This window comes from Catellatospora methionotrophica (assembly GCF_011297335.1).
In the GTDB taxonomy this organism is placed as follows: domain Bacteria; phylum Actinomycetota; class Actinomycetes; order Mycobacteriales; family Micromonosporaceae; genus Catellatospora; species Catellatospora methionotrophica.
On record NZ_JAAOTJ010000003.1, the window covers coordinates 413,104 to 435,206 of the forward strand.

Consider the following 22,103-nt stretch of genomic DNA (forward strand, 5'->3'; position numbering starts at 1 on the left):
GTCAACGGCGGGCGGGGGTGCCCGCGGCCTCCCGCAGGGCCGCGCGGGCCGTGGTGTAGTCCGCGAGGACGGCGCTGGCCGGGTCCTCGACGAGCTGTTTCACGACACCCTGGACCGCGTCGCGCAGCCGCCGGGTCGCGCGGCGGCGGCGGGACCGCGCGGCCAGCCGGACCACCGGGCGCACCAGCACCGCGATGAGGAACCCGGCCAGCAGCCCACCGGCCAGCAGCGCCGTCGGCACCGGCAGCCAGCCGTCCACCATGGGCGTACGCAGCGGCGGCAGCGCCAGCGCCTGCATGCCCAGCCGTACGCCGAGCCACAGCAGGCCGACCAGGGCCACCGCGGTGACGAGCCACTGCAGCAGTCCCACCGCCCGCCACCACCAGCGTTTGCGGGCCACGCCGAGGTCGGTCTGCGCGACGGCCCGGTCGAGCGCGTCGGGCAGTTCGTCCCGATGGGAGCGCACGGCGGCGAGCATGGCGTCCTGCCACGGCGCGGGCAGCGGCGCGCTGGCCTGGTCGGCGGCCTCGCGCAGCGCCTTGGTCACCGCGGCCGTCGCGGCGGGTGACGCCGGGCCCAGCGAGGTCGCCGCCGTGACGGCGGCCCGGTGGTCGCCCAGGTGCAGGCGTTCCAGGGGGTCGGGGCGGGTCCGGCGGATCCAGCGCAGCAGCGGCCAGCCGGTCATCTTGCGGGCCCGGTGCACGTACGCGCCCTCGACGGCGCGGGCGACCGTGGGCACCCCGGCGGCCTGCGCCAGCGCGGTGGTCAGTGTCCGGCTCGCCGCGCCGTCCAGGGCCGCCTTGGGAGGTTCGGCGGCGACGGCGGGGGCCAGCGCGGCGGTGACCCCGTCGAGGTCGGCCGACAGCCGCCGCACCGCCGCCTGGCGGGCCACGACCGCCTGCCCGATCGCCTCGGCCAGCGGGTCCAGGCCGGGCGGGCCGACCGTGGAGGTGGCCAGCACCGGCAGCCCGTCGAGGCCGTCGGCGGCCAGCAGGCGGCGCAGGTCGGTGGTGCAGTCGGCCAGGTCGGTTTCGGACAGCAGGTCGGCGGCGTTGAGCGCGACCACGGTGATGTCGCGGTGGCGGTGGAACTGGGCCAGGTAGCCCGAGTGCACGATCTTGTCGGCGTACTTCTGCGGGTGCAGCACCCAGACGATCAGGTCCACCACCGACAGCAGCCGGTCGGCCTCGGCCCGGTGCTCGGACTGCACCGAGTCGTAGTCGGGCAGGTCGAGCAGCACCAGGCCGGACAGGTCGGGCACGGTCCCGCCGTCGCGGGTGTAGCGGCGCTGCACGCCGAGCCAGTCCAGTAGCGGGTCGGCGCTGTCGGGGCCCCACACGCAGGCGTGGGCCTGGCCGGTGGTGGGGCGGCGTACGCCGGTCTGCGACAGCGGCACCCCGGCGAGGGCGTTGAAGATGCTGGACTTGCCCGCACCGGTCGCCCCGGCCAGCGCGACCACGGTGTGCAGCTGGGACAGGGCCAGCCGCTCCCCCGCCCGCGCGACCAGCGCCTGGGCGGGCGCGAGGCCGGGCGCGGGCAGCCGGTCGGCGGTGGCCGCGGTGAAGCGTTCGAGCGCGGCCATCCGCTCGACCACGGTCGGCGCGCTCACCCGGCGTCCCCGCCGGTGCGGCGGACCTCGCCGCCGCCGGGCGTGGTGCCACCGCCGTCACGCGGTGTGCCACCGGTCTCCCGGGGCGGACGGCCGGACTCCTTGGCGGTGCGACCGGACTCCTGAGCGGTGCGCCCCGACTCCTGAGCGGTGGGCCCCGACTCCTGAGCGGTGCGGCCGGGCTGCTGGGCGGTGCGGCCGGTCTCCTGCGACGTGCCGTCGAAGGCGCGCGGGCCTGCGGCGGAGATCGGGTCGGCGCGGCGGGCGGCGTCGACGGCCGCGGCGGCGGCACGCAGGAGCTCGCCGTCCTCGGTGGACACACCGGTCTCGGCGAGCACCGCGTGGAAGCGGCCGGCCTCCTGCTGGAGCAGGCCGTCCACCTTGGTCAGGAAGTCCTGCCGGGCGCGTTCGGCCAGGCGGCGCACGGCGTCGTCGCCGAAGATGGCTTCGAGCACCTTCTGCGCGGCGATGGTGGTGCCCGCCCCGACGGCGATCTCCGCGCCGGTGGGGATGAACGCGGTCGCGGCGAACACCAGGATCATCAGGCACAGGCCGAGCGCGTTGACCGCGTACGCGCTGAACTTCGCGGCGAACAGCTTGCCGCCGGACTCGTCGCGGACCAGGTCGAGCACGCCGCGCTGCCAGTCGCGGACCACCCGGTCGGCGCGGGCGTCGATGTCGGGCCCGACCCGGGCCAGGGCCGGGTTGGCGGCCAGCAGGTCGCCGCCGGCGGGGTGGGCGCGCCAGGAGGCGGCCGCTTGTTCGGCGGCGTCGGCGGCCGCGCCGTGCACGAAGACGACCAGCTGCGACTCGATCGCGGTGATCAGCTCGTCGGTGGGGCGGGGCCGACCGGTGAACGCGCTGACGAGCTGGTCGCGCCAGCGCCCGACCTTGGCCTGCAGGCCGCGCATGAACTCGCCGGTGCCGACCAGTTCCTGCCAGCGGGCCAGCACCTCGCCCCGGAACATGGTGCCGTCGCGGATGCCCTGGTCGACGGCGGTGGCGGCCTCACGGTACGCGCTGTCCACGGACGCGCCGAGCGCCCCGACGGCCTCGTGCTGGGCGTCGGCCTCGGCGGCCAGGCGCGCGGTGGCGGGCGACAGCGCCGCGACGGCCCCGTCGACGGTCTGGCGCACCACGGCGGCGCGGGCGGCGGCGGAGCGGGCCAGCTCGTCCAGCCACTCGCGCAGCGGCGCGACGGCCTGTTCGGACAGCAGCCCGTGCTGGTCGAGGCGCTGCTCGCCGATGACGAACATGGGCACCCCGCCGAGGCCGTGCTCGGCCAGCATCTCGGTCAGGTGCGGGGTCACCTCGGCCTCCGCGCCGGGCGGCACCCGGTTCAGGATGATCGACACGGCGGTGCCCCGGTCGCGGGCGGCGTGCAGCAGCTCCCACGGCACGGCGTCGGCGTAGCGGACCGCGGTGGTCACGAACAGCCACAGGTCGGCGGCGGCCAGCAACTGCTCGGCCAGGGCGCGGTTGTCCTCCTCGACGGAGTCGATGTCGGGCGAGTCGAGCAGCGCCACGCCGGGGCTGAGCACGGCGACCGGCATCACCAGCAGGCCGATGCCGCCACCGGCGGCGTCGCCGCTACGGCCCAGCCGGGGCAGCAGGTTGGCCTCGCTGAACCAGGCGGCGTCGGACGGGTGGCAGACCAGCACCGGCGCGCGGGTGGTGGGACGGCGGGCGCCCGCGATGCTGACCGGGGCGCGCACGATGCTGTTGACCAGAGTGGACTTGCCCGCCCCGGTCGAGCCGCCCGCCACGGCCAGCAGTGGCGCGTCCAGCCGGGCCAGGCGCGGGATGAGGTAGTCGTCGAGCTGCCCGGCGGTGGCCTTGGCCAGGCTCGTCGCGGCCGCCGCGCCCGGCAGCGCCAGCGGGTAGCGCACGCCGCTGAGCGTGTCGCGCAGCCCTGTCAGTGCCCCGCCAAGCCCCGCGTCCGCACCCGTCATGCCCACCACATATCCAGCATGGCCCAAACTATGCCCCCCGCCCCCGACTACCGGAAACCCGGCCGGAACCCGGCGGCCCTACCCGGAGGCCGCGGCCAGGCCCGCGCCGTAGCCGTCGGCGCGGGCGGTGATCCGTCCGGACACGACCCGTACCGCGGCCTCCGTGGCGTCGCTGACGGCGTCCACACCGGCCGCCGCGGCCAGTTCGCCGCCCTCGTCGTACACGATGCGCAGGCCGGGCCATGCCTGCCGGGGGAAGGCCGCGTTCAGACAGCGGCGGAACTCGGCGAGCATCAGCCGGGCCAGCGGCATCAGCTCGCCGGGCGCGCCGCTGACCAGCACGGCGGTGACCCGCACACCGGGCGGGGCGGCCCGTACGGCGTCCTCGACGGCGGCCAGGCGGTGCAGGCCGAGCACGACGACCACGCCGTCGGCGGCCAGGTCCACGGGGTCACCGTGCAGGGCGTCGGGCCGTACGGTGTGCTCGTCGGCGGGCGGCCACGGCTCGTCGGCCGGGCGGGGCGGCGCGACGTGCGCGGCGTACAGCGGCTGCCAGGCGTCGTTGAGGTCGAGGCCGCCGAGGTGTTCGCAGGTGGCGACGACGTGGAACGGGTCGACGAAGCCGGGTGAGGTCTGCGCCAGCACGCTCGCGCCCTGCAATGTGGTCAGTGCCGCCTCGGCGACCCGCACCCGCCGCCCCGGCGCGGGAGTGTCCCGCTCGTGCTGGGCGGCCGCCAGCCCCTCCAGCGCCAGCCCGAGCAGGATCGCCTGCAGTTTGAGCAGCTGGGCGTAGGGCCGCCGGACCCGGTCGTCGTCGAGCACCTCGGGCACCAGGTCGAGGGCGGGCGGCGCCGTGCCGGGCACCCTGGTCGCGACGGGCAGGCGGGCCACGGTGGCGCGGGCGTACGCCCCCAGCGCCTCCTGCGGCGTGCGCCCTGGCGCGGCGGCCGAGTCCTCGGCGCGCTCGGCGTCGTCGGCCAGCACCGCGAAGTACAGCGCCCGCTTGCCGGGGAAGTTGGAGTAGACCGCGCCGCGGGTCAGCCCGGCGCGCTCGGCGATGCCGTCGACGGTCGCGTCGCGGTAGCCGCGCGCGGCGAACTCGGCACGGGCCGCCGACAGCACCCCGGCGCGGTTGCGCTGCTGCGTCTCGGCCCTCGTCAGGCGGCTCATCCCCTGCTCCCGTGTCCGTCCGGTAAGCAAGATAACGCGCCAGTCGGATGATGTCATCATCTGGCGGTATCATCTGAAGGTCGACGACCCCCGAGGAGCGCCCGTGACCCGCAGCGACGTGCTGGCCTGCTCCTTCTGCGCCAAGACCCAGCGGCAGGTGCGCAAGCTCATCTCCGGCCCCGGCGCGGTCTGCATCTGCGACGAGTGCGTCGGTCTGTGCAACGAGCTGATCGAGGAAGAGGCCACCGAGCAGGCGGCCGCCGCCCTGCTGCGCCCGCCGACCCCGCGCGACATCCACGCCGCCCTGGAGCAGTACGTCGTCGGTCAGGACGCGGCCAAGACCGCGCTGTCGGTGGCGGTCTACAACCACTACAAGCGCGTCGCCGCCCGGGGCGCGGCCCCGGCCGCCGACTCCCCGGTCGAGCTCGGCAAGTCCAACATCCTGCTGATCGGGCCGACCGGCTGCGGCAAGACCTACCTGGCCCAGACCCTGGCCCGCACGCTGGGCGTGCCGTTCGCGATCGCCGACGCCACCGCGCTGACCCAGGCCGGATACGTCGGCGAGGACGTCGACAGCATCCTGGCCAAGCTGATCCAGGCCGCCGACGGCGACGTGCGCCGCGCCGAGACCGGCATCGTGTACATCGACGAGATCGACAAGATCGCCCGTGGCTCCGCGGACCGCACCGCCATGCGCGACGTCTCCGGCGAAGGCGTCCAGCAGGCCCTGCTCAAGATCCTCGAAGGCAGCACGGTACGCGTGCCGCAGCCGAACTCGCGCAAGCAGCCGGCTGAGGAGTTCCTGCAGATCGACACGACCGACGTGCTGTTCATCCTCGGCGGGGCCTTCTCCGGCCTGGAGGAGATCATCGAGCAGCGCTCGCGCCGGCGTGGCATCGGCTTCGGGGCCACCATCCGCTCCGCCGAGCCCACGCTCGACGAGGTCATGCCCGCCGACCTGGTCACGTTCGGGATGATCCCGGAGTTCGTCGGGCGGCTGCCGATCGTGACCACGGTGCGCCCGTTCGACCAGGCCACCCTGATGCGCATCCTCACCGAGCCCCGCAACGCGCTGATCAAGCAGTACCAGCTGCTGTTCGAGCTGGACGGGGTGGAGCTGGAGGTGACCCCGGACGCGGTCGGGGCCATCGCCGAGCAGGCCCTGCTGCGCCGCACCGGCGCGCGGGCCACCCGGGCCATCCTGGAGGAGATCCTGCTCAACGTCATGTACGAGGTGCCCAGCCGCGACGACGTGGCCCGCGTGGTGATCGACCGGGCGACGGTGCTGGACAACGTCAACCCGACCCTGGTCCCCCGGGACCACCCGGTCCGCCGCCGCGCCCGCCGCGCCGACACCGCCTGACCCGCCTGTTAACAAACTGATCACGTCGTGAACGGGCGTTTCAGCCGGTCATCGGATGACCTTGATGACAGGTTGTCCTGATGCGATACGTGATGCGACGGGTTCGGCGGCTCGCCCCGGTGCTGGCGGCGGCCCTCGCCGGGCTCGCGGCGCTGGGCGGCGGCCCGGCTCCGAGGACGGCGCACGCCGCGGCAGCGCCGCAGGCGCGGCCCAACGTGCTGCTGGTGGTCCTCGACGACGCCCGGCCCGAAGGCATGGAAGCGCTGCCGCAGACCATGGCCTGGCTGGCCGACGGCACCGCGTATCCGAACACCGTGGCGGCCACGCCGAGCTGCGGCCCGAGCCGCGCCTCGCTGCTGTCGGGGCGCTACGCGCACAACCACGGCGTGCTGCACCAGGCCGACGTCGGCAAGCTCGACCACACCGGCACGCTGGAGCACACCCTGCAGGCCGCCGGTTACGCCACGGCGGCGGTCGGCAAGTTCACCAACAACTGGCCGCTGGCCCAGACCCCGCCCGGCTTCGACCGCTCGGCCCTGACCGGCGGCGGGTACACCGGCGCCACGTTCCTGGTCGACGGCGTGCGGCGGCACGTGCCGTACTCGACGACGTTCATCGGACAGCAGGTCAACCGCTATCTCGACAGGTTCGAGGCCGACGACGCCCAGCCGTGGTTCATGTACGCGGGCTTCACCGCCCCGCACGCCCCGTGGATCCCCGAGCCGCAGTACGCCGACCGCACCTTCGACTGGACCCCCGGCCCGGCCGTCGGGGAGGCCGACCGCAGCGACAAACCGGCTTACGTGCGCCGCCACCGCGCGAGCCGGGCGCAGGCCGACGAGATCCGCCTCGGCCAGTTGCGCACGCTGCTGTCGGTCGACGACGCGCTGGCCCGCGTCCGCGCCCACCTGGACCGGCTCGGCGAGCGCGAGAACACCCTGGTCGTGCTCGTGTCGGACAACGCCAAGTTCTGGGGCGAGCACGGCCTCGACGAGAAGTTCATGCCGTACGCCGCCGCGTACCGGGTGCCGCTGTTCCTGTCCTGGCCTGGCCGCATCGCGCGCGGTTCCGACGGGCGGCTCGCCTCGACCGTGGACGTCGCCCCGACCGTGCTGGCCGCGACCGGCCTGACCGCCGGTTACCCGCTCGACGGCCACGACCTGCGCGGCGGCGTACGGCGCACCGCGACGCTGCTGGAGTACTGGCAGGACTCGCACAACGGCGGCTACCCCACCTGGGCCTCCCACGTGGTGCCGGGCGAGCGCCAGTTCAGCAGGTACACCGATCCGGCGGGCAGGCCGCTGGCGCAGGAGTACTACGACCTGGCCGCCGACCCGGCGGAGCTGGTCAACCTGCTCGGCGACGCCGACCCGGGCAACGACCCGGACGTCACGGCCGATGCCGCGACGCTGACCGCGTGGCAGACCTGCGTGGGCGCGAGCTGCCCGTGACGGTCAGCGGTTCTGCGCGCGCCAGGCCTGGTAGCGGTGCCAGGCGTCGAGGCCGTCGGGCACCCAGTCCCACGCGGGCAGGCGGGTGGCGATCTCGTCCTCGGTGAGGAAGGCGTGCCAGGCGACCTCCTCGACCTGCGGGTCCACCGGCAGGTCGCAGGTGACCTCGTAGAGCGCGGAGAACCAGGAGTGCTCGGGCGTGTCGTACAGGAAGGTGAACAGCGGCCGGGGCGCGGGCAGCCCGGACACGCCCAGCTCCTCCTCGGCCTCGCGCAGCGCGGCGTCGTCGTAGGTCTCCCCCGCGCCGACGACCCCGCCGACGAACATGTCGTAGCAGGACGGGAAGACCAGCTTCTGCGCGGTGCGCCGGTGTACGAACAGCCTGCCGTCGCCGGTGCGGGCCAGCACGAACACGCAGCGGTGGGTGAGCCTCTCGGCGTACGCCCGCGCGCGGGTCGCCTGCCCCACCACCCGGTCCTGCGCGTCGACGATGTCCAGCAACTCCGAGGCCGACCGCGGCTCCTGCTCACCCATGCCGCCATTGCAGCACGTCCCCGGTCGATCATGGCCAGTGGTGTGGGACGGGCGACAATGGGGCCATGTCCGAGATCGACGAAGACCGCGCCGCGTGCGCGCAGGCACACACCCGGCTGCACCAGATCCTGAGCGCCGTCGACGACCAGACGGTACGGGCCCCGAGCCGGTTGCCCGGCTGGACCGTCGGCCACGTGCTCACCCACCTGGCCCGTAACGCCGACAGCGTGGTGCGGCGGCTCGACGGGGCCGCCCGTGGCGAGCAGGTCGACCAGTACCCCGGCGGTGCGCGGGGCCGGGCCGCCGAGATCGAGTCCGGGCAGGGCCGGTCCGCCAAGGAGATCATCGACGACCTGGTCGCGGCCGACGCGGCCGTCGACGCCGCCTTCGCCGCGGCCACCCCGGACGTGTGGCAGCGCACGGTGCGCGCGGGCAGCGGCGAACTGATCCCCGCCACGCAGCTGCTGTTCTCCCGCTGGCGTGAGGTCGAGGTGCACCACGTCGACCTTGGCCTCGGCTACGGCTGGGAACAGTGGCCCGACGGCCTGGTCGCCCGCTGGCTGCCGAAACTGCTCGCCGAGCTGTCCGACCGCGCCGACGGGCGCGCCCTGATGGCATGGACGCTGGGCCGTGCGCCGATGCCGGAGCTGCGCCCCTGGGGCTGAAAGGCGACACCGGGCGCCGGCAGCACCGGATCGCGGCTGGCCGGGGGCGGTCGTGGGCCCCGGCGGCAGGTCAGCGAGCCGGGGAGGTGTCGCACCCGCCGGATACCGTCATGGTGATCTTCAGGAGGTGTCATGCCGGTTCCGGTGTTCCGCATCGATCGCGGGGACGAGTCCTCGCCGGTGGTCCTGCACGTGCCGCACTCCTCGCGGCGGATCAGCGGCCCGGCGCGGGCCTCGATCGCCCTCGACGACACCGCGCTGCTCGCCGAGCTGGACGCGATGACCGACGCGTACACCGATCTGATCGCGGCGCGGGCCGCGGCGGCGGCGCGCGTACGGCCCTGGACGTTCGTCAACGAGTGGTCGCGGCTGGTCGTCGACCCGGAGCGGTTCCCCGACGACGAGCGCGAGGAGATGGCCGCGGTCGGCATGGGCGCGGTGTACACGCGCACCTCCAGCGGGCAGCGGCTGCGCCCCGAGGACCCGCCCTTCGCCCGGCGGCTGCGCGACGCGCACTTCCACCCGTACGCCCAGGGCATGACCGCACTGGTCGACGAGCGGCTGGCCGCGACCGGCCGTGCGATCGTCGTCGACGTGCACTCCTACCCCCCGCGCGCCCTGCCGTACGAGCTGCACGGCGACGGGCCGCGCCCGCAGGTCTGCCTCGGCACCGACGGCATGCACACCCCGCCGTGGCTGCGCGACGCCGCGGCGAAGGCGTTCGCGGGCTACGAGGTGGGCTTCGACAGCCCCTTCGCGGGCTGCTACGTGCCGCTCAAGCACCACGGCGCCGACGAGCGGGTGTCGGCGCTGATGGTCGAGCTGCGCCGCGACGGCTACCAGCACGCCCCCGGCGGCGAACCGCACTCCGGTCTGGACCGGCTCGCGGCGTCGCTGGCGACCCTGGTCGACGCCCTCGGCGCGCGCTGAGCCGCGAGCGGTCAGGCGGACGCGCGGCGGACCAGGCGGGTCGGCAGGATCAGCGGGTGCGGCTGCTCACCCGCGATCAGGCTGAGCAGCATCTTCGCCAGCTCCCGGCCGAGACCGTGGACGGGCTGGTGGACGGTGGTCAGCTGCGGGTCGGTGTGCAGCGCGGTCTGCAGGTCGTCGAACCCGACCACGGCGACGTCGCCCGGCACGGTACGCCCGTGGGCCTTCAGCGCCCGCAGCGCGCCCGCGGCTATCGCGTCCGATCCGGCGACCACGGCGTCCACCTCGGGGTGCACCGCCAGCAGCCGGGTCATCGCGGCGGCCCCGCCGGGCTCGGTGAAGTCACTGTGCTCGACGCGTGCCGGGTCCAGCCCGGCCACCGCCATGGCGTCGAGGTAGCCGCGGTGGCGCGCGGTGGCCGCCTCGGTGTCCATCTGGCCGGTGATGACGGCGACGTGCCGTCGCCCGAGGCCGATGACGTGCTCGGTGGCCAGGCGGGAGCCGCCGCGGTTGTCGGCGTCGACGTACCAGCGGGGCTCGGCGTGCAGCGGGCGGCCGCCGAACACGACCGGGATGTCGTGCTGGTCGGCGAGCGCGGCGAGCGGGTCGTCGCCGTGCAGCGCCATGAGCATGACGCCGTCGGCGCGCCGTGACCTGAGGATGCGCTGCAGCCGGGTCTGCCCCTGGGCGGTGTCGGCCAGCACGAGCAGCAGTTCGAGTTCGGTCTTCTCCAGTTCGGCGTTGACGCCGAGGATGATCTGCGCGAAGAACGGGTCGGTGAACAGGGCCGGGTCGTGGTGCGACAGCGCCAGCACCACCGCGCCGACCTGCTGGTTGGCCAGGGCTCGGGCGGCCGGGTTGGGCACGAAGCCCAGCTCGGCGACGGCCCGCTCGACGGCCTCCCGCTTGGCCTGGCTGACGTGGCGGGCGTTGTTGATGACGCGGGAGGCGGCCGAGCGTGAGACACCCGCCCGTGCCGCGACCTCGTCGAGCGTCGGCTGACGCTTGGGACCCATGACGCCGTGACACCCCTCTGCGGAGACGGTGGCAAGAGCGTACGCGTCGCCGGAGATGATTGGAAGCGCTCCCAGGCCCTACTTTCCCGGCCGGGGCGCAGAGCGGCGCACAGGACACGCGGCTGGTGCCGACCTGGCCCGTGCAGCGGCGGCTCGCACCCCGGCACACGGCACGCCCGGTAGCCGGGGAAAACTGGGAGCGCTTCCAGTTGGAACATAGGAGTGTCGCGTTAAGACGTCAAGACAACTGTCCGAAACTCCCCCCACCACCAGCCGAACAGTCCCCCCGCGACTGGAACCGCTTCCAGTCGCGGGTTCTGCGGTTTCGGGAAAACTGCCCCTTCCCCGGGCCGGATGAGCGCAGTTTCCCCGAAACCGCTGACGCCGGCCGAGGGCCGGCGGATAAGCGGAGGACGGGTGGGTGGGGGGCTGGCAGGATGGCCGGGTGACGTACGAGGTGCGGCCGCTCCGGCCGGAAGACAGCAAGCTGGCGTGGGATCTGGGCAGTCTCGCCTTCGGGTATCACGAGCAGCCCGTGCCCGACGGGTGGGATCCCAGCTCGCGGGGTCGGCACACGCTCGGGGCGTTCGACCCGGCGGGACGGATGGTCGCCAAGGCCGTCGACCGGGAGCAGGGCCAGTGGTTCGGCGGGCGGATCGTGCCCACGTGCGGTGTCGCGGGCGTCGCCACCGCGCCGGAGCTGCGCGGACGCGGACTCGGCCGGCTCGTGCTCACCCGCCTGCTGCAGGGCGCGCGGGAACGTGGCGCGGTGATCAGCACCCTGTTCGACACCACCCCGCTGCCGTACCGGGCGCTGGGCTGGGAGGAGGTCGGCGCGCTGACCTACTGGACGCTGTCCACCCGCGTGCTCGGCGCGATCCGCCCCGATCCGACGATCACGCTGCGGCCCGCGACCGAGGCCGACCTCCCGGCGGTGCAGGAGCTCTACCGGCAGGTGGCCCGCGCGGGGACCGGCATGATGGAGCGCTCCGGACCGGCGTTCGACGCGACCCCGGCCCAGCTGCTGGCCGACTACCACGGGTTCACCGTCGCCCTCGACGACGCCGGGACCATCGCCGGTTACGCCAGCTGGGACCGCGGTCCCGGCTACGACGCGAGCGGCAAGCTGACCGTCGACGACCTGATCGGGCTGACCCCGGAGGCGACCCGCACGCTGCTGGCCATGCTCGGCGGCTGGGCCAGCGTCGCGCCGACCGCGGTGCTGCGGCTCGGCGCGACCGACCCGGCGTGGTCGCTGATCGCCCGCGTCGACGCCAAGCCCGCGACGGCGCAGCCGTGGATGGTGCGCGTGGTCGACGCGCCCGGTGCGGTCGCGGCACGCGGCTGGCCGCGCCACCTGACCGGCGAGGTGGACCTGGACCTCGTCGACGACGTCTGCCCGTGGCAGCAGGGCCGGTGGCGGCTGGTGCTGTCCGGCGGCGAGGGCCGCCTGGAAGCCGGTGGCGCGGGCACGGTCCGGCTCACCCCGCGCGGCCTGGCCGCCTGGTACGCGGGCGCGGCCACCCCGGAGCAGCTACGCCGCGCGGGTTTCCTGACCGGCGGCGACGCCGACACCGACGACCTGCTGCGCGCCGCCACCGCGGGCCCCCCGCCCACCCTCCACGACTACTTCTGACCACCCGCCGCACCCTCATCCCCGGGCCGCGCCCCGCCTCCGCCTTTCATAGACGCTGGCCTATCTTATCGAGTTCGATCAACAAATACTCGATCAGATAGGCCAGCGTCTATTTTGGAACGGGTTGGGTCGCGCGGCGACCGGTCGGGTCGCGCGTGGCCGCGGGTCGGGTCACGGGTGGGGGCGGCGGCGGGCGATGGAGAGGAGCAGGCCGGCGGCGGTGAGGATCGCGCCCGCGTAGGCGGCGTAGCGGGGCAGGTCGGTGGGGATGCCGAGGTAGACGGTGATGCCGAGGATGCGGGACAGGCCCCATGGGAGCAGCGCCATCTGGTCGTTCCAGACGGTGAGGGCGTGTTCCAGGCCCAGGTAGGCGATGAATGCGGCGATCACGCCCAGCGGGAGGCCCGCCGCGGCCAGGGTGAGGCCGACGGCGCGGCGGCGCAGCAGGGCGTACCGGTCGCGCAGGACGACGGCGGTGGCCACGAACAGCCAGCAGAACGCGGCGAACGCGATCGTGATGTAGACCGTGCGCAGGGTGGGCGAGGTCCAGAAGGCGAACCAGTACTTGCCCGGCCCGCGCCCGGCCAGCGCCGCCAGCAGCAGCACGCTGCGCAGCAGGGCGACCCCGCCGATGACCGCCCACAGGTGGAACGGGTCACGGCGGCCGACGACCAGCCGGGCCACCGCCGCGAACAGCAGCCACCCGCCCAGGGTCACCAGCAGGTGCGCCGGGGCGGCGAACCAGGTGTACACGGCACGGCTGGCCACCAGCACGAACGCGGGCACCAGCCAGACCAGCACCCGGTCCAGCCGCGACGGCGGAACCTCCAGCCCGGCGACCCGCCACGGGCGCACCGCGCCGAGCAGCAGCGCCCGCGCCGCCGCCCCACCCCGGCCACGTCCGCGCAGGCCGAGCACGAACACCAGCAGGATCAGCGCCAGCAGCCCCCGGGCGGCCCAGGCCATCACCGGGTCGCGGTCGGCGCGCGCCGCGCCGAGGTCGGCGGCGGTGAAGTTGTACGCGGGCAGGTCCAGGTCCCCGCCGTAGCGCTGCCGGTGCACGTCGCGCGCGCCCCGGTACACGGTCTCGGCCTGCCGCCAGCCGTCGTAGGCGGCCTGGTCTCCGGTGTCGAGCCACTGGGCGTGGCGCAGCACCATGGTCCGGTACGCGCCCAGCGTCTCGAACAGGTTCACCTGGTAGTCCAGCGTGCTCGTGAACGCGGCGCGCAGTCGCGGCTCGCGCCAGGTCGCCGGGTCGGTCGCGGCGACCAGGTCACGCATGCGCCGGGCCAGCGCGACGGCCCGCTCGCCCTCGTCGATGGCCTGGTCGACCCGGCCGCCGGTGACGGCGTAGATGCTGTCGAGCGCGGCGGAGTCGCCGGTCGCGATGTCCCACTCGAAGATCCACATCATCGGCGGCGGCTCCAGGCCCAGCGCCTTGACGGTCCTGTCCGCGTACGGCCCGAGGTAGAGCCCCTTGGTCACCGCCTCCCGCGACAGCGCCATGGCCTGCCCGATCGCCGCGACCGTGGCCGGATCACCGGAGAACGTGCGGTACGCCCAGTCGGCGGTGACCTGCGCCGGATCGGCGTCGGGATCCCAGGCCAGCCGCGCGACGGCGTACGTGTTGAGGTCGTACAGCTGCCAGAAGCCCGTGCGCAGGTAGAGCGACATCGGGCCGGCGCGCAGCGGGCCGCCGTCCTGGGTCCAGTTCCAGACGCCCTCGACCTTCGGGTTCGCGGCCAGGAAGTCGCGCAGCGCCTGGCGGTGCAGCGCGCCGAGGTCGTTGGGCAGCGAACCGAAGCCCTCGAATTCGCGCCGCGCCTGGAACTCCACGATGCGCCGGTGCTCGCCCGCCAGCAGCGTCGTGTTGAGCGGCAGGTGGCTGTAGAAGTCGCCGAGGGTGTACTTGGTCGACACGATCAGGTGCGGGTCGTCGAACCCGCCCAGCACCTGCTGATACGACGCGGGGTTGGTGTGCAGGTCGCCGACCGCGCCGACACCGACGGTCCAGGTGCGGAAGATGACCTCCCGGTCGGCCCGGCCCGCCGTGTCGAGCAGCGCCCGCAGCATCGCGCGCACCGCGACGTCGGTGGTCACGGCGAGCTTCGACGAGTAGTCCCAGCCGTTCTGGGCGTACACCTCGCCGCCCTCGCCGATGCGCACCATCAGCCCGTCCACGAACGGCATGCTCTCGAACAGCTCCGCCAGCCCCGCCTGGTAGACGGCCCACAGCCGGGCGTCGGCGACGTCGAGCCCGCCGACGGTGCGCGTCAGGTACGCCTCCAGCGGCGGTGACACCGCGAGCATGTCGGTGAGCAGGAAGACCTTCATCCCCATGTCCTCGGCGTACCGGAAGACCGGCCCGAACGCGGCGACCATCGCCCTGGCCCGGTCGACGTGGGTGTCCCCGGCCGGGTAGACGGCACGGCCGTCGCCGACCTTGGCGAACGTGACGTACTCCAGGAAGCCCGGCACCACCACGCCGTTGTAGCCCTGCGCGGCCGCGTGGTCCACGAACTGCCGGAACTGCGCGTCGATGCGGGCGACCGCCGCCGGGTCGACCCACGGGGCCTGCGGGAGCAGGGCTTCGCCGACGACGTCGGTGTTGAGGTTGTAGTCGTCGCCCGCGCCGAAGGCCGCCGCGTCCGGCTCGCGCCCGACCGACCCGGCGTCGGTCAGCCGCAGCCCCAGCCGCGGCGTGACGACCCGCCCGTCGTCCCCGGCGGGCACGACCGGCACGCCCGAGCGGATCCGGTCGGCGATCCGGTACAGCCCCGCCGCCGTCCCGGCGACGTCCGCGCCCTCGACGGCCAGCTCGGAGCCCCGGGCAGTGAGCCGGTACGCCTCCGGCGCGGCGGCCATGGTGGCGAGCACCCCGGCCCGCAACGTCGTCGCACCAGCGGCGGGCAGCGCAACCGCCGTCTGCGGCGGCACGGAGGTCATCGTCGGGCGGGGCAGGCCACGGGCCGCGAGCGCGTCGGCGACCGCGGTCGCGGCCTTGGTCAGTCTCGGTTCGGCCGGGACCGCGATGGTCGCCAGCGGCGGCGGGGGCACGGTCTCGCGCGGCGGGGCGGCGACCGGGTCCTCGCGGGGCACCGCGGCCGGGGTGTGGCTCAGGCCGAGCGCGTCACCGACGCCCCAGGCCACACCGCCGCCGAGCAGCAGCAGGACGACGGCTGCGGCCAGCAGCGGGTACGGCTTACGCACGCGGGAAACATGAAACACGCTCGCATCGTAGTGCCGCCGGGGCCCTCGCTTTGATCACGATTTCCCAACGGAAACGCCGTCACCGGTGGGCGGGCTGCGGCGGCTGCGGGGGCGGCCCGCTGACCCGGTCGCGCCCGGCCCGCTTGGCGCGATACAGCGCATGGTCGGCGCGTTCGAGCAGCTCGTCACCTGCCTGCCCGTGCTCGGGCCAGCACACCACGCCGAGACTGGCCGTCACCCGGATGACGGCTCCCCCGTGCATCACCGGGCAGCGGGCGATCGCGCTCCGCAGCCGCTCGGCGACCACCACCGCGTCCCGGTGCTCGATGCCGGGCAGCAGCACCCCGAACTCCTCGCCGCCCAGCCGCGCCGCCACGTCCACCACCCGCAACTCCCGTACCAGCAGCGCCGCCATGGTCCGCAGCACCTGGTCGCCGGCGGGGTGGCCGTGCCGGTCGTTGACCGCCTTGAAGTGATCGAGGTCGAGCATGAGCAGCGACACCGGTGACCGGGTGCGGCCCGCCTGGGACAGCGCCCCGTTCAGCCGCTCCTCGAAGGAGCGCCGGTTGTGCAGGCCGGTGAGGGGGTCGCGGACCGCCAGCTCGGTGAGCGTGGCCCGCTGCACGGCCAGCCGGTCGGCCATACCGTTGAAAGCCTCGGCCAGGTCGCCCAGCTCACCGCGGCCGCCGACCGCGGCACGGGCCCGGCCGTCGCCCGCGGCCAGCAGGTCCGCGGCGCGGGTCAGCCGCCGCAGATCCCGGACGAGGCCGTGCGACAGCAGAAAGCCCAGCGCCAGCGCCGCGCCCATCCCGGCCAGGCTGGTGACCACGATGATCTGCCGCGTACGGCCGCCGGCGGCCAGCAACTGCCGGTAGAGCGGCGTGTACTCCAGCAGCACCGCCCCCACGATCTGGTTCTGGGCGGCGCGCATCGGCACCGCGACCAGTTCGATGCCGTTCGGGAAGTCGACGTTGAGCTCGTGGAAGGCGCGCGGCCGCCCGTCGCGCATGGTGGCGGCCACCTCGCCGCCCCGGTCATCGGCGAACAGCTTGCCCTGGTTGGCCGGAACCGCGTCGGCCAGCACCCGCCGGTTCAGGCCGACGATCTCCAGGTCGCGGTTGCCGTCCCGGTTGACCCGGCTGACGTACGCCTGCAGGCCGGTCGGCTGCTGGTAGAGCAGCGACCGGCCCGGCCCGGTGGGCTGGGTGGCCATGTGGGCGACCTGCTCGGCGACGTTCTCCGCCTCGATCTGGGCCGCCCGCAGGCTCGACGCGTGCTGCTCGCGGATGGCGACCAACCCGACCAGTGGCAGCAGCAGCGCGACCGCCAGGAACGCCACGGTCAGGCGCGGGCCGACCCGGGCGAGCGGCCCGCCCAGGGCGGTGGGCAGGGACGCCCAGATCGTCACCGCCCGTTTCCGCACCACCGCGAACAGGTTGATCATCTTCGGCTCGAATGGCCGGATCGTTCGGCACGCATGTCAGCTCCCATGAAGGGACCCCCAGGTCAGCGGCCTATAACTGTAGCTCTGCTAACGATCGCCGGCATGGTTTCCCCGCTCACAGCCGATCCTCAGGCGGGCCCGGTCAGCCGCTCGGCGATGAGCGCGGCGGGCCGGTCGGTCATCAGGATCGTGTAGTGGTTGGTGTCGTCGACCAGCTCCGGACGCAGCAGCGGCGCCTGCGCCGCCCAGTGGTCCACCACCGGCTGCGGCAGCATGCCCGGCGCCTGGCCGAACATGCCGCGCGGGGCGTACAGCAGCGTCGCGGGCAGGGGCAGCCTCACCAGGTCGTCGCCGAACGCGGCACCGTTGACCAGCAGGTCGCGGCCGTCCGCGTAGACGGCCTCGGAGCTGGTCCGGGAGCGGATCGCGCCGGGCTCGCCGGTCGCGTCGTAGCGCACGTACGCGGCCATGTCGTCGTTCCAGTCCCCGGCCAGCGCCGGGTGTGCCTGGAAGAAGGCGACGTAGGCGTCCACCGACGGGTAGGTCTCGCGCAGCCGGGCCACGGCCGGGCCGATGGTCAGCTCCAGCAGCTTGTCCGGGTCGAACTCGGCCGGGACCGGCAACGGCAGCCCGCCGTCGACCAGCACCAGGCGGCTGAACAGCTCGGGCCGGCGCACGGCGGCGCGCAGGGCGGCGTACGCCCCCATCGACTGCCCGGTCAGTGCGACCGGCGCGCCCAGGTGCTCGGCGACCGCGGCCAGATCGGCGGCATGAGCGTCCATGCCGTACGGGCCGGGCAGCCCCGCGCTGCCGCCCCGGCCGCGCAGGTCGACCGCCACCAGGCTCCAGTCCTCGGGCAGCCGGCGGGCCACCGCCCGGAACGACATCGCCGAGGCGGTGATGCCGTGCGCGGCGACCGCGATCTTCTCCCCGTCGCCGAAGCGCAGGGCGTGCAGCGAACCGCCGGGAACCGGGATCTCGATCGAGCGCATGGGTCAGCCTTTCTTGACGGGGGTGGTGCCCGAGGTCCGGGCGGTCTTCGGCGCGGGCTCGGGTGCGGCGACGACCGCCCCGGCCAACTGGAGGGCGAAACCTGCGTACGTGTCGGCGACCTGGTCGCGGGTGTACGGCTGGTCGGGGCCGAACCAGTGCGCGACCTGCATGCCCATCGAGCCGATGGCGGTCGCGGCCAGCAGCGGGTCGGCGACCCGGAACACGCCCTGCGCGACGCCCAGCCGCAGCACGCGCAGGCCGAGTTCGCGTGACTGCTCGCGCAGGGCCAGGGCGGGCGCGGCCCGTTCCGGCGACAGCGCGTGCAGTTCGGCGTTGGCGACCAGCGCCAGCAGCGGGAAGTCGGCATGCGCGCCGACCTGCGCCCGCACCAGCGCGGCGAGCTGCGCGGCGGGGCCCGGCGGGGCCTCGACCAGGGCCTGCTGCAGCCGCTGGTGCAGTTCGGCGTGCCCGAGCAGGACCAGTTCGGCGAGCACGTGCTCCTTGGCCGGGAAGTGCGCGTACAGCGTGGCGGAGTTGATGCCCGTCGCCCCGGCCAGGTCACGGATCGATGTGCCGTGGAAGCCGTATTCGGCGAACAGCCGCAGCGCCGACAGCAGGATGCGGCCGCGGGTGCCGGGCGGGGTCACGCCCTCGGGCAGCTCGACGGCGACGGCGCTCAGCCGCCGGGGCTCCCACCGGGGCGTCGTCACATGCGCTCCTCTACCCATCGACCGATTGGTTGACACCGTAGCCGACCGGGCGCATAGTCGCTAGCAATCCTGCTACCCAATCAATCGATTGGTTGGCAACTGGATCCGAGAGGAGAGCGCGCCATGTCCGTCCCGTCCCCGGACCGCACCGCCGTTCCACCGCTCCGCCGCCTCGCCACCGTCGCCGCCACCGCACTCGCCGTGCTGCTGGCCCAGCTCGCGGTGCCACCCGCCCCCGCCCAGGCCGCGAGCGGCTTCTTCCACGGCGTGTACGCCAGCGTCTACGGCACCCGCGACTACCACGGCTACGTGCCCTCGTCGTACCGTCCCGGCACGCCCATGCCACTGCTGGTCGCCCTGCACGGCTGCACCGAGAACGATGTCGGCTTCGACCTGCTGTCGGGCTGGAGCGCCGAGGCCGAAGCGCGCGGCTTCATCGTGGTCTTCCCCGACCAGAGCAACATCGTCAACCCCGCCACCTGCTGGAACTGGTTCCTGGAGACCAACCAGCACCGCGGCTGGGGCGAACCGGCCATCATCGCCGGGATCACCAACCGGATGCGCTCGCAGTACACCGTCGACGCCAGGCGGATCTTCACGACCGGCGTCTCGGCGGGCGGCGTGATGGCCAACATCATGGGGGTGACCTATCCGGACCTGTTCGCCTCCGTCTCCGTGATGGCGGGCTGCGAATACGACTGCGACGTGCTGCAACTGCAGACGGCACGGGAATCCGGCCGCCGGGCGCTGCAGGAGATGGGCAGCCGGGCCCGCCCCGTGCCCGCGATCATCTTCCAGGGCACCGCCGACCTCGTCGTCCCACCGTCCACGGCGTACCGCATCGCCGAGCAGTGGACGACCGTGGCCGGTGCCGACCCGGTCGCCGACAGCGTGGTCACCGGTCAGGTCCCCGGCGGACGCAGCTTCACCCGCCTGACCTACCGCACCACGTCCGGCCAGCCCCTCGTCGAGCAGTACATGATCGACGGAGCGGGTCACGCGTACCCCGGCGGTTGCCCGTGCAGCCTCTACGGCGACCCCGGCGGCCCCGACGCCACCGCCCTCAGCTGGGACTTCTTCCTCGCCCACCCCAAACCCTGACGCGACAGAGGAAGGGTGCCCGCACATCGTCGCGCGATGTGCGGGCGCCCTTCCTCTGGTCTCAGCGGCCCTGGGCGGCGAGCACGGGCTCGGCGCCGGGCACGACCTCGTCCGGGGCGGGCGGCGTGGAGCGCAGTTCGTCCACGCGCACCAGCACGACGCCGCCGATGATCAGCGCCCCGCCGAGCAGTTGCACCGGCACCGGCAGCTCGCCCAGGAACAGCCAGGCGATCAGGACCGCGAACAGCACCTCGGTCAGCCCGACGAACGACGACAGCCGCGCGCCGAGGATGCGTGCCGCGCCGATGCCGGACACGTACGCGATCACCGCTGCGACCACCGACAGCCCCACGATCGGCACCAGCCAGCTCATCCGCTCGCCCGCGAACGTGACGTCGCCGAACGTGGCCCGCAGCGGCAGCGCGCCGACCGCGCCGAGCGCCAGCAGCACCACCGCGCCGATCGCCATGCCGCTGCTGGCCATCGCCACCGACGGCAGCCGCTCGTCGACCCGCGCGCTGAGCACGAAATACGCCGCCAGGCCCACCGCCGCGCCGAGGCCCCACAGCACGCCGACCGGATCGATGCTGCCGCCGCCGGTCAGGTCGAGCACGAAGAACAGCCCGAGCATCGCCGCAGCCGACCCGGCCAGGGTCAGCCGGCGCGGCCGCTGGCCGTGCCGGGCCCACATCCAGAACACCACGAGAATGATGCCGAGGTACTCCAGGAGCAGGGCGACCCCGATGGGCAGGTATCGGACGGCGTTGAAGAAACCGACCTGCGCGCCTGCGACGGCGAGCAGCCCGAAGACGCCGATCGAGCCGAGGTTGTCGCGCACCACGTGCCACTTGCCGCGCAGCGCGAACACGGTCGGCACGGCCAGGATCAGGGCGGCGATGCCCACTCGCGCGGCGACCGCCGCCTCGGCCGACCAGCCCGCCTCGATGAGGGACCGGGCGAAGGTGCCGGAGGTGCCGAACGTCGCGGCCGACAGCAGGGCCAGACCGAGGCCGACACCGGCGGAGCGTTGGGTCTGCATGGAACTCACCTCGGGGAGCACGGAAAGCGTAATGAGTAAAACACCGCTATGCTGATGACAGTAGACCTGACCCGTGACAGGAGTCAAGATGCTTTTTGCCCATGACACCGAGGTCGCGCTGGTGGCCGCCGCGGCGCTGGTCAACACCACCGGCTCGGACGGCGAGAAGCTGCCCGACCTGGCCGCGCTCGACGACTTCTTCCGGGCGTACGGCTGGTCCGGCGGCCGCGAGCACACCCTGGCCGAACTGCGCGCCGTGCAGGCCCTGCGCCCCCGGCTGCGCCGCGTCTGGGAGGCCGACGAGGACGAGGTCGTCGACATCGTGAACACGCTGCTCCGCGAGTCCAGCGCGCTCCCCCAGCTCGTCCGGCACGACGAGTGGGACTACCACCTGCACGCGACCCCCGCCAACGCGCCACTGGCCACCCGGATGGCGGTCGAGGCCGCGATGGCACTCGTCGACGTGGTCCGCGGCGGGCAACTCGGCCGCCTGCGCATCTGCGAACACCCCGACTGCGGCGACGTCGTCGTCGACCTGTCCAAGAACCGCTCGAAACGCTTCTGCGACACCGGCTGCGGCAACCGCGCCGCAGTCACCGCCTACCGCGCCCGCAAAGCCGCCACCCGCCCCTAACCCACCCCGCGCCGCCGCGTCCCGTCCCACCCCGCGCCGCCCCGTCCCACCCCGCGCCGCCCCGTCCCACCCGCGCCGCCGCGCCCCACCTCGCGCAACTCTTAAAGAGTCGCGCCTTCCCGGCCCTTCTCAGGCCGCAAGTCTTTAAGAGTTGCGGCAGGCGGGGGTGGGTGGGTTAGTCCCTTCGCCTGAATGGCGGCCCGTTCACGGGTGAAAACCGTGCGTGGCGGTTGCGGCCGTGGTCGGGGTGGTGGTGCCGTGGTGGTGGTCGCCCGTGCTGACGTCGTCTCTTCTTGGTCCGTATGAGGCCGTGGGTTAGTCGGACGCCGGCAGCCGCGCCTGGGGCCTTTCACTGTTGCTTCGAGCACGAGGACTAGATTCGCTGTTCCCTGTGGCTGCCGCGGGCGACCGCCCTTTGTTCGCCCTCGGCAAGGGAGCACGTGATGCTGGAGCAGACGCAGGAACGTGAGGAGATCGTCGAACGGGTCGCGGCGCTGGACGTCGGCAAGAAGTCGCTGGTGTGCTGTGTGCGTATCCCCGACCCGGCCAAACCCGGCCGCAGGTTGCAGGAGGTCCAGACCTACTCGACCATGACCCGGGCGTTGTCGGGCATGGTCGGCCGGTTGCGGGACCTGGGTGTGACGCG

18 protein-coding genes are annotated in these 22,103 nt (G+C 74.0%); 8 read left to right on the forward strand and 10 right to left on the reverse strand.

Translation table 11 applies throughout. The annotated features are described in order from the left end of the window. Position 1: 1 nt before the first annotated feature. From HAV40_RS12530 to HAV40_RS12540, 3 genes are all read right to left on the reverse strand, one after another. Positions 2-1,609, reverse strand: coding sequence for a GTPase (locus HAV40_RS12530; protein WP_166381118.1), 1,608 nt, complete (start codon positions 1,607-1,609; stop codon positions 2-4). Further along, complete coding sequence (locus tag HAV40_RS12535; RefSeq protein ID WP_166381119.1) at positions 1,606-3,561, reverse strand: GTPase family protein; 1,956 nt, start codon at positions 3,559-3,561, stop codon at positions 1,606-1,608. Before HAV40_RS12535 ends, HAV40_RS12530 begins: the two co-directional genes overlap by 4 nt. Positions 3,562-3,639: 78 nt before the next feature. Continuing rightward, entirely contained in the window at positions 3,640-4,731 is a 1,092-nt protein-coding gene (locus HAV40_RS12540; protein ID WP_166381120.1) for a TetR/AcrR family transcriptional regulator, read from the reverse strand. A 103-nt stretch (positions 4,732-4,834) separates the two neighbouring features. Between HAV40_RS12540 and clpX the strand changes: the two genes are divergently transcribed. Continuing rightward, on the forward strand, positions 4,835-6,094 hold the full coding sequence (clpX, locus tag HAV40_RS12545; protein ID WP_166381121.1) for an ATP-dependent Clp protease ATP-binding subunit ClpX: 1,260 nt from the start codon (positions 4,835-4,837) through the stop codon (positions 6,092-6,094). Positions 6,095-6,174: 80 nt separating this feature from the next. Beyond that, on the forward strand, positions 6,175-7,545 hold the full coding sequence (locus HAV40_RS12550) for a sulfatase-like hydrolase/transferase (RefSeq protein ID WP_166381122.1): 1,371 nt from the start codon (positions 6,175-6,177) through the stop codon (positions 7,543-7,545). A gap of 3 nt (positions 7,546-7,548) precedes the next feature. Here the strand turns inward: HAV40_RS12550 and HAV40_RS12555 are convergent, their stop codons facing one another. Next, complete coding sequence (locus HAV40_RS12555; RefSeq protein ID WP_166381123.1) at positions 7,549-8,079, reverse strand: NUDIX hydrolase; 531 nt, start codon at positions 8,077-8,079, stop codon at positions 7,549-7,551. 65 nt (positions 8,080-8,144) lie between these two features. On the opposite strand from HAV40_RS12555, the gene HAV40_RS12560 reads away from it, so the two are divergent. Then, positions 8,145-8,744 carry a maleylpyruvate isomerase N-terminal domain-containing protein gene (locus tag HAV40_RS12560; protein WP_166381124.1) on the forward strand — a complete coding sequence of 200 codons (600 nt, stop codon included), beginning with the start codon at positions 8,145-8,147 and terminating at the stop codon, positions 8,742-8,744. Between the two features lie 132 nt (positions 8,745-8,876). Then, complete coding sequence (locus HAV40_RS12565) at positions 8,877-9,674, forward strand: N-formylglutamate amidohydrolase (RefSeq protein WP_166381125.1); 798 nt, start codon at positions 8,877-8,879, stop codon at positions 9,672-9,674. Positions 9,675-9,685: 11 nt separating this feature from the next. Here HAV40_RS12565 and HAV40_RS12570 read toward each other — a convergent pair whose 3' ends face one another. Next, a complete protein-coding gene (locus HAV40_RS12570; protein WP_166381126.1) occupies positions 9,686-10,690 on the reverse strand; it encodes a LacI family DNA-binding transcriptional regulator in 1,005 nt (334 codons plus the stop codon). A gap of 445 nt (positions 10,691-11,135) precedes the next feature. On the opposite strand from HAV40_RS12570, the gene HAV40_RS12575 reads away from it, so the two are divergent. Continuing rightward, the gene (locus HAV40_RS12575) at positions 11,136-12,326 is read left to right on the forward strand and encodes a GNAT family N-acetyltransferase (protein ID WP_166381127.1); all 1,191 of its coding nucleotides are present in this window, start codon (positions 11,136-11,138) and stop codon (positions 12,324-12,326) included. Between the two features lie 171 nt (positions 12,327-12,497). On the opposite strand, the gene HAV40_RS12580 is transcribed toward HAV40_RS12575, so the two are convergent. From HAV40_RS12580 to HAV40_RS12595, 4 genes are all read right to left on the reverse strand, one after another. Next, the gene (locus HAV40_RS12580; RefSeq protein WP_166381128.1) at positions 12,498-15,536 is read right to left on the reverse strand and encodes a hypothetical protein; all 3,039 of its coding nucleotides are present in this window, start codon (positions 15,534-15,536) and stop codon (positions 12,498-12,500) included. Positions 15,537-15,615: 79 nt separating this feature from the next. Further along, entirely contained in the window at positions 15,616-16,980 is a 1,365-nt protein-coding gene (locus HAV40_RS12585; protein WP_166381129.1) for a GGDEF domain-containing protein, read from the reverse strand. Positions 16,981-17,108: 128 nt separating this feature from the next. Next, the gene (locus tag HAV40_RS12590; protein WP_166381130.1) at positions 17,109-17,972 is read right to left on the reverse strand and encodes an alpha/beta hydrolase; all 864 of its coding nucleotides are present in this window, start codon (positions 17,970-17,972) and stop codon (positions 17,109-17,111) included. A 3-nt stretch (positions 17,973-17,975) separates the two neighbouring features. Then, positions 17,976-18,683, reverse strand: a complete 708-nt coding sequence (locus tag HAV40_RS12595; protein WP_239086974.1) for a TetR/AcrR family transcriptional regulator — start codon at positions 18,681-18,683, stop codon at positions 17,976-17,978. A gap of 123 nt (positions 18,684-18,806) precedes the next feature. Between HAV40_RS12595 and HAV40_RS12600 the strand changes: the two genes are divergently transcribed. After that, positions 18,807-19,784 (forward strand): extracellular catalytic domain type 1 short-chain-length polyhydroxyalkanoate depolymerase, encoded by a 978-nt coding sequence (locus tag HAV40_RS12600; protein ID WP_166381132.1) that lies wholly within the window; start codon positions 18,807-18,809, stop codon positions 19,782-19,784. Positions 19,785-19,845: 61 nt separating this feature from the next. Here the strand turns inward: HAV40_RS12600 and HAV40_RS12605 are convergent, their stop codons facing one another. After that, positions 19,846-20,823, reverse strand: coding sequence for an EamA family transporter (locus HAV40_RS12605; RefSeq protein ID WP_166381133.1), 978 nt, complete (start codon positions 20,821-20,823; stop codon positions 19,846-19,848). An 88-nt stretch (positions 20,824-20,911) separates the two neighbouring features. Between HAV40_RS12605 and HAV40_RS12610 the strand changes: the two genes are divergently transcribed. Further along, positions 20,912-21,457, forward strand: a complete 546-nt coding sequence (locus HAV40_RS12610; RefSeq protein WP_166381134.1) for a CGNR zinc finger domain-containing protein — start codon at positions 20,912-20,914, stop codon at positions 21,455-21,457. Positions 21,458-21,900: 443 nt separating this feature from the next. Then, positions 21,901-22,103: hypothetical protein (locus HAV40_RS12615; RefSeq protein WP_205694004.1), on the forward strand; the 203-nt coding region annotated here is incomplete at its 3' end.

Coding starts and splice junctions, on each gene's coding strand:
- HAV40_RS12570 (WP_166381126.1), bottom strand. CDS start 10,690: ATGGGTCCCAAGCGTCAGCCGACGCTCGACGAGGTCGCGGCACGGGCG.
- HAV40_RS12605 (WP_166381133.1), bottom strand. CDS start 20,823: ATGCAGACCCAACGCTCCGCCGGTGTCGGCCTCGGTCTGGCCCTGCTG.
- HAV40_RS12600 (WP_166381132.1), top strand. CDS start 18,807: ATGTCCGTCCCGTCCCCGGACCGCACCGCCGTTCCACCGCTCCGCCGC.
- HAV40_RS12610 (WP_166381134.1), top strand. CDS start 20,912: ATGCTTTTTGCCCATGACACCGAGGTCGCGCTGGTGGCCGCCGCGGCG.
- HAV40_RS12560 (WP_166381124.1), top strand. CDS start 8,145: ATGTCCGAGATCGACGAAGACCGCGCCGCGTGCGCGCAGGCACACACC.
- HAV40_RS12540 (WP_166381120.1), bottom strand. CDS start 4,731: ATGAGCCGCCTGACGAGGGCCGAGACGCAGCAGCGCAACCGCGCCGGG.
- HAV40_RS12565 (WP_166381125.1), top strand. CDS start 8,877: ATGCCGGTTCCGGTGTTCCGCATCGATCGCGGGGACGAGTCCTCGCCG.
- HAV40_RS12535 (WP_166381119.1), bottom strand. CDS start 3,561: ATGACGGGTGCGGACGCGGGGCTTGGCGGGGCACTGACAGGGCTGCGC.
- HAV40_RS12590 (WP_166381130.1), bottom strand. CDS start 17,972: ATGCGCTCGATCGAGATCCCGGTTCCCGGCGGTTCGCTGCACGCCCTG.
- HAV40_RS12585 (WP_166381129.1), bottom strand. CDS start 16,980: ATGATCAACCTGTTCGCGGTGGTGCGGAAACGGGCGGTGACGATCTGG.
- HAV40_RS12555 (WP_166381123.1), bottom strand. CDS start 8,079: ATGGGTGAGCAGGAGCCGCGGTCGGCCTCGGAGTTGCTGGACATCGTC.
- HAV40_RS12550 (WP_166381122.1), top strand. CDS start 6,175: ATGCGATACGTGATGCGACGGGTTCGGCGGCTCGCCCCGGTGCTGGCG.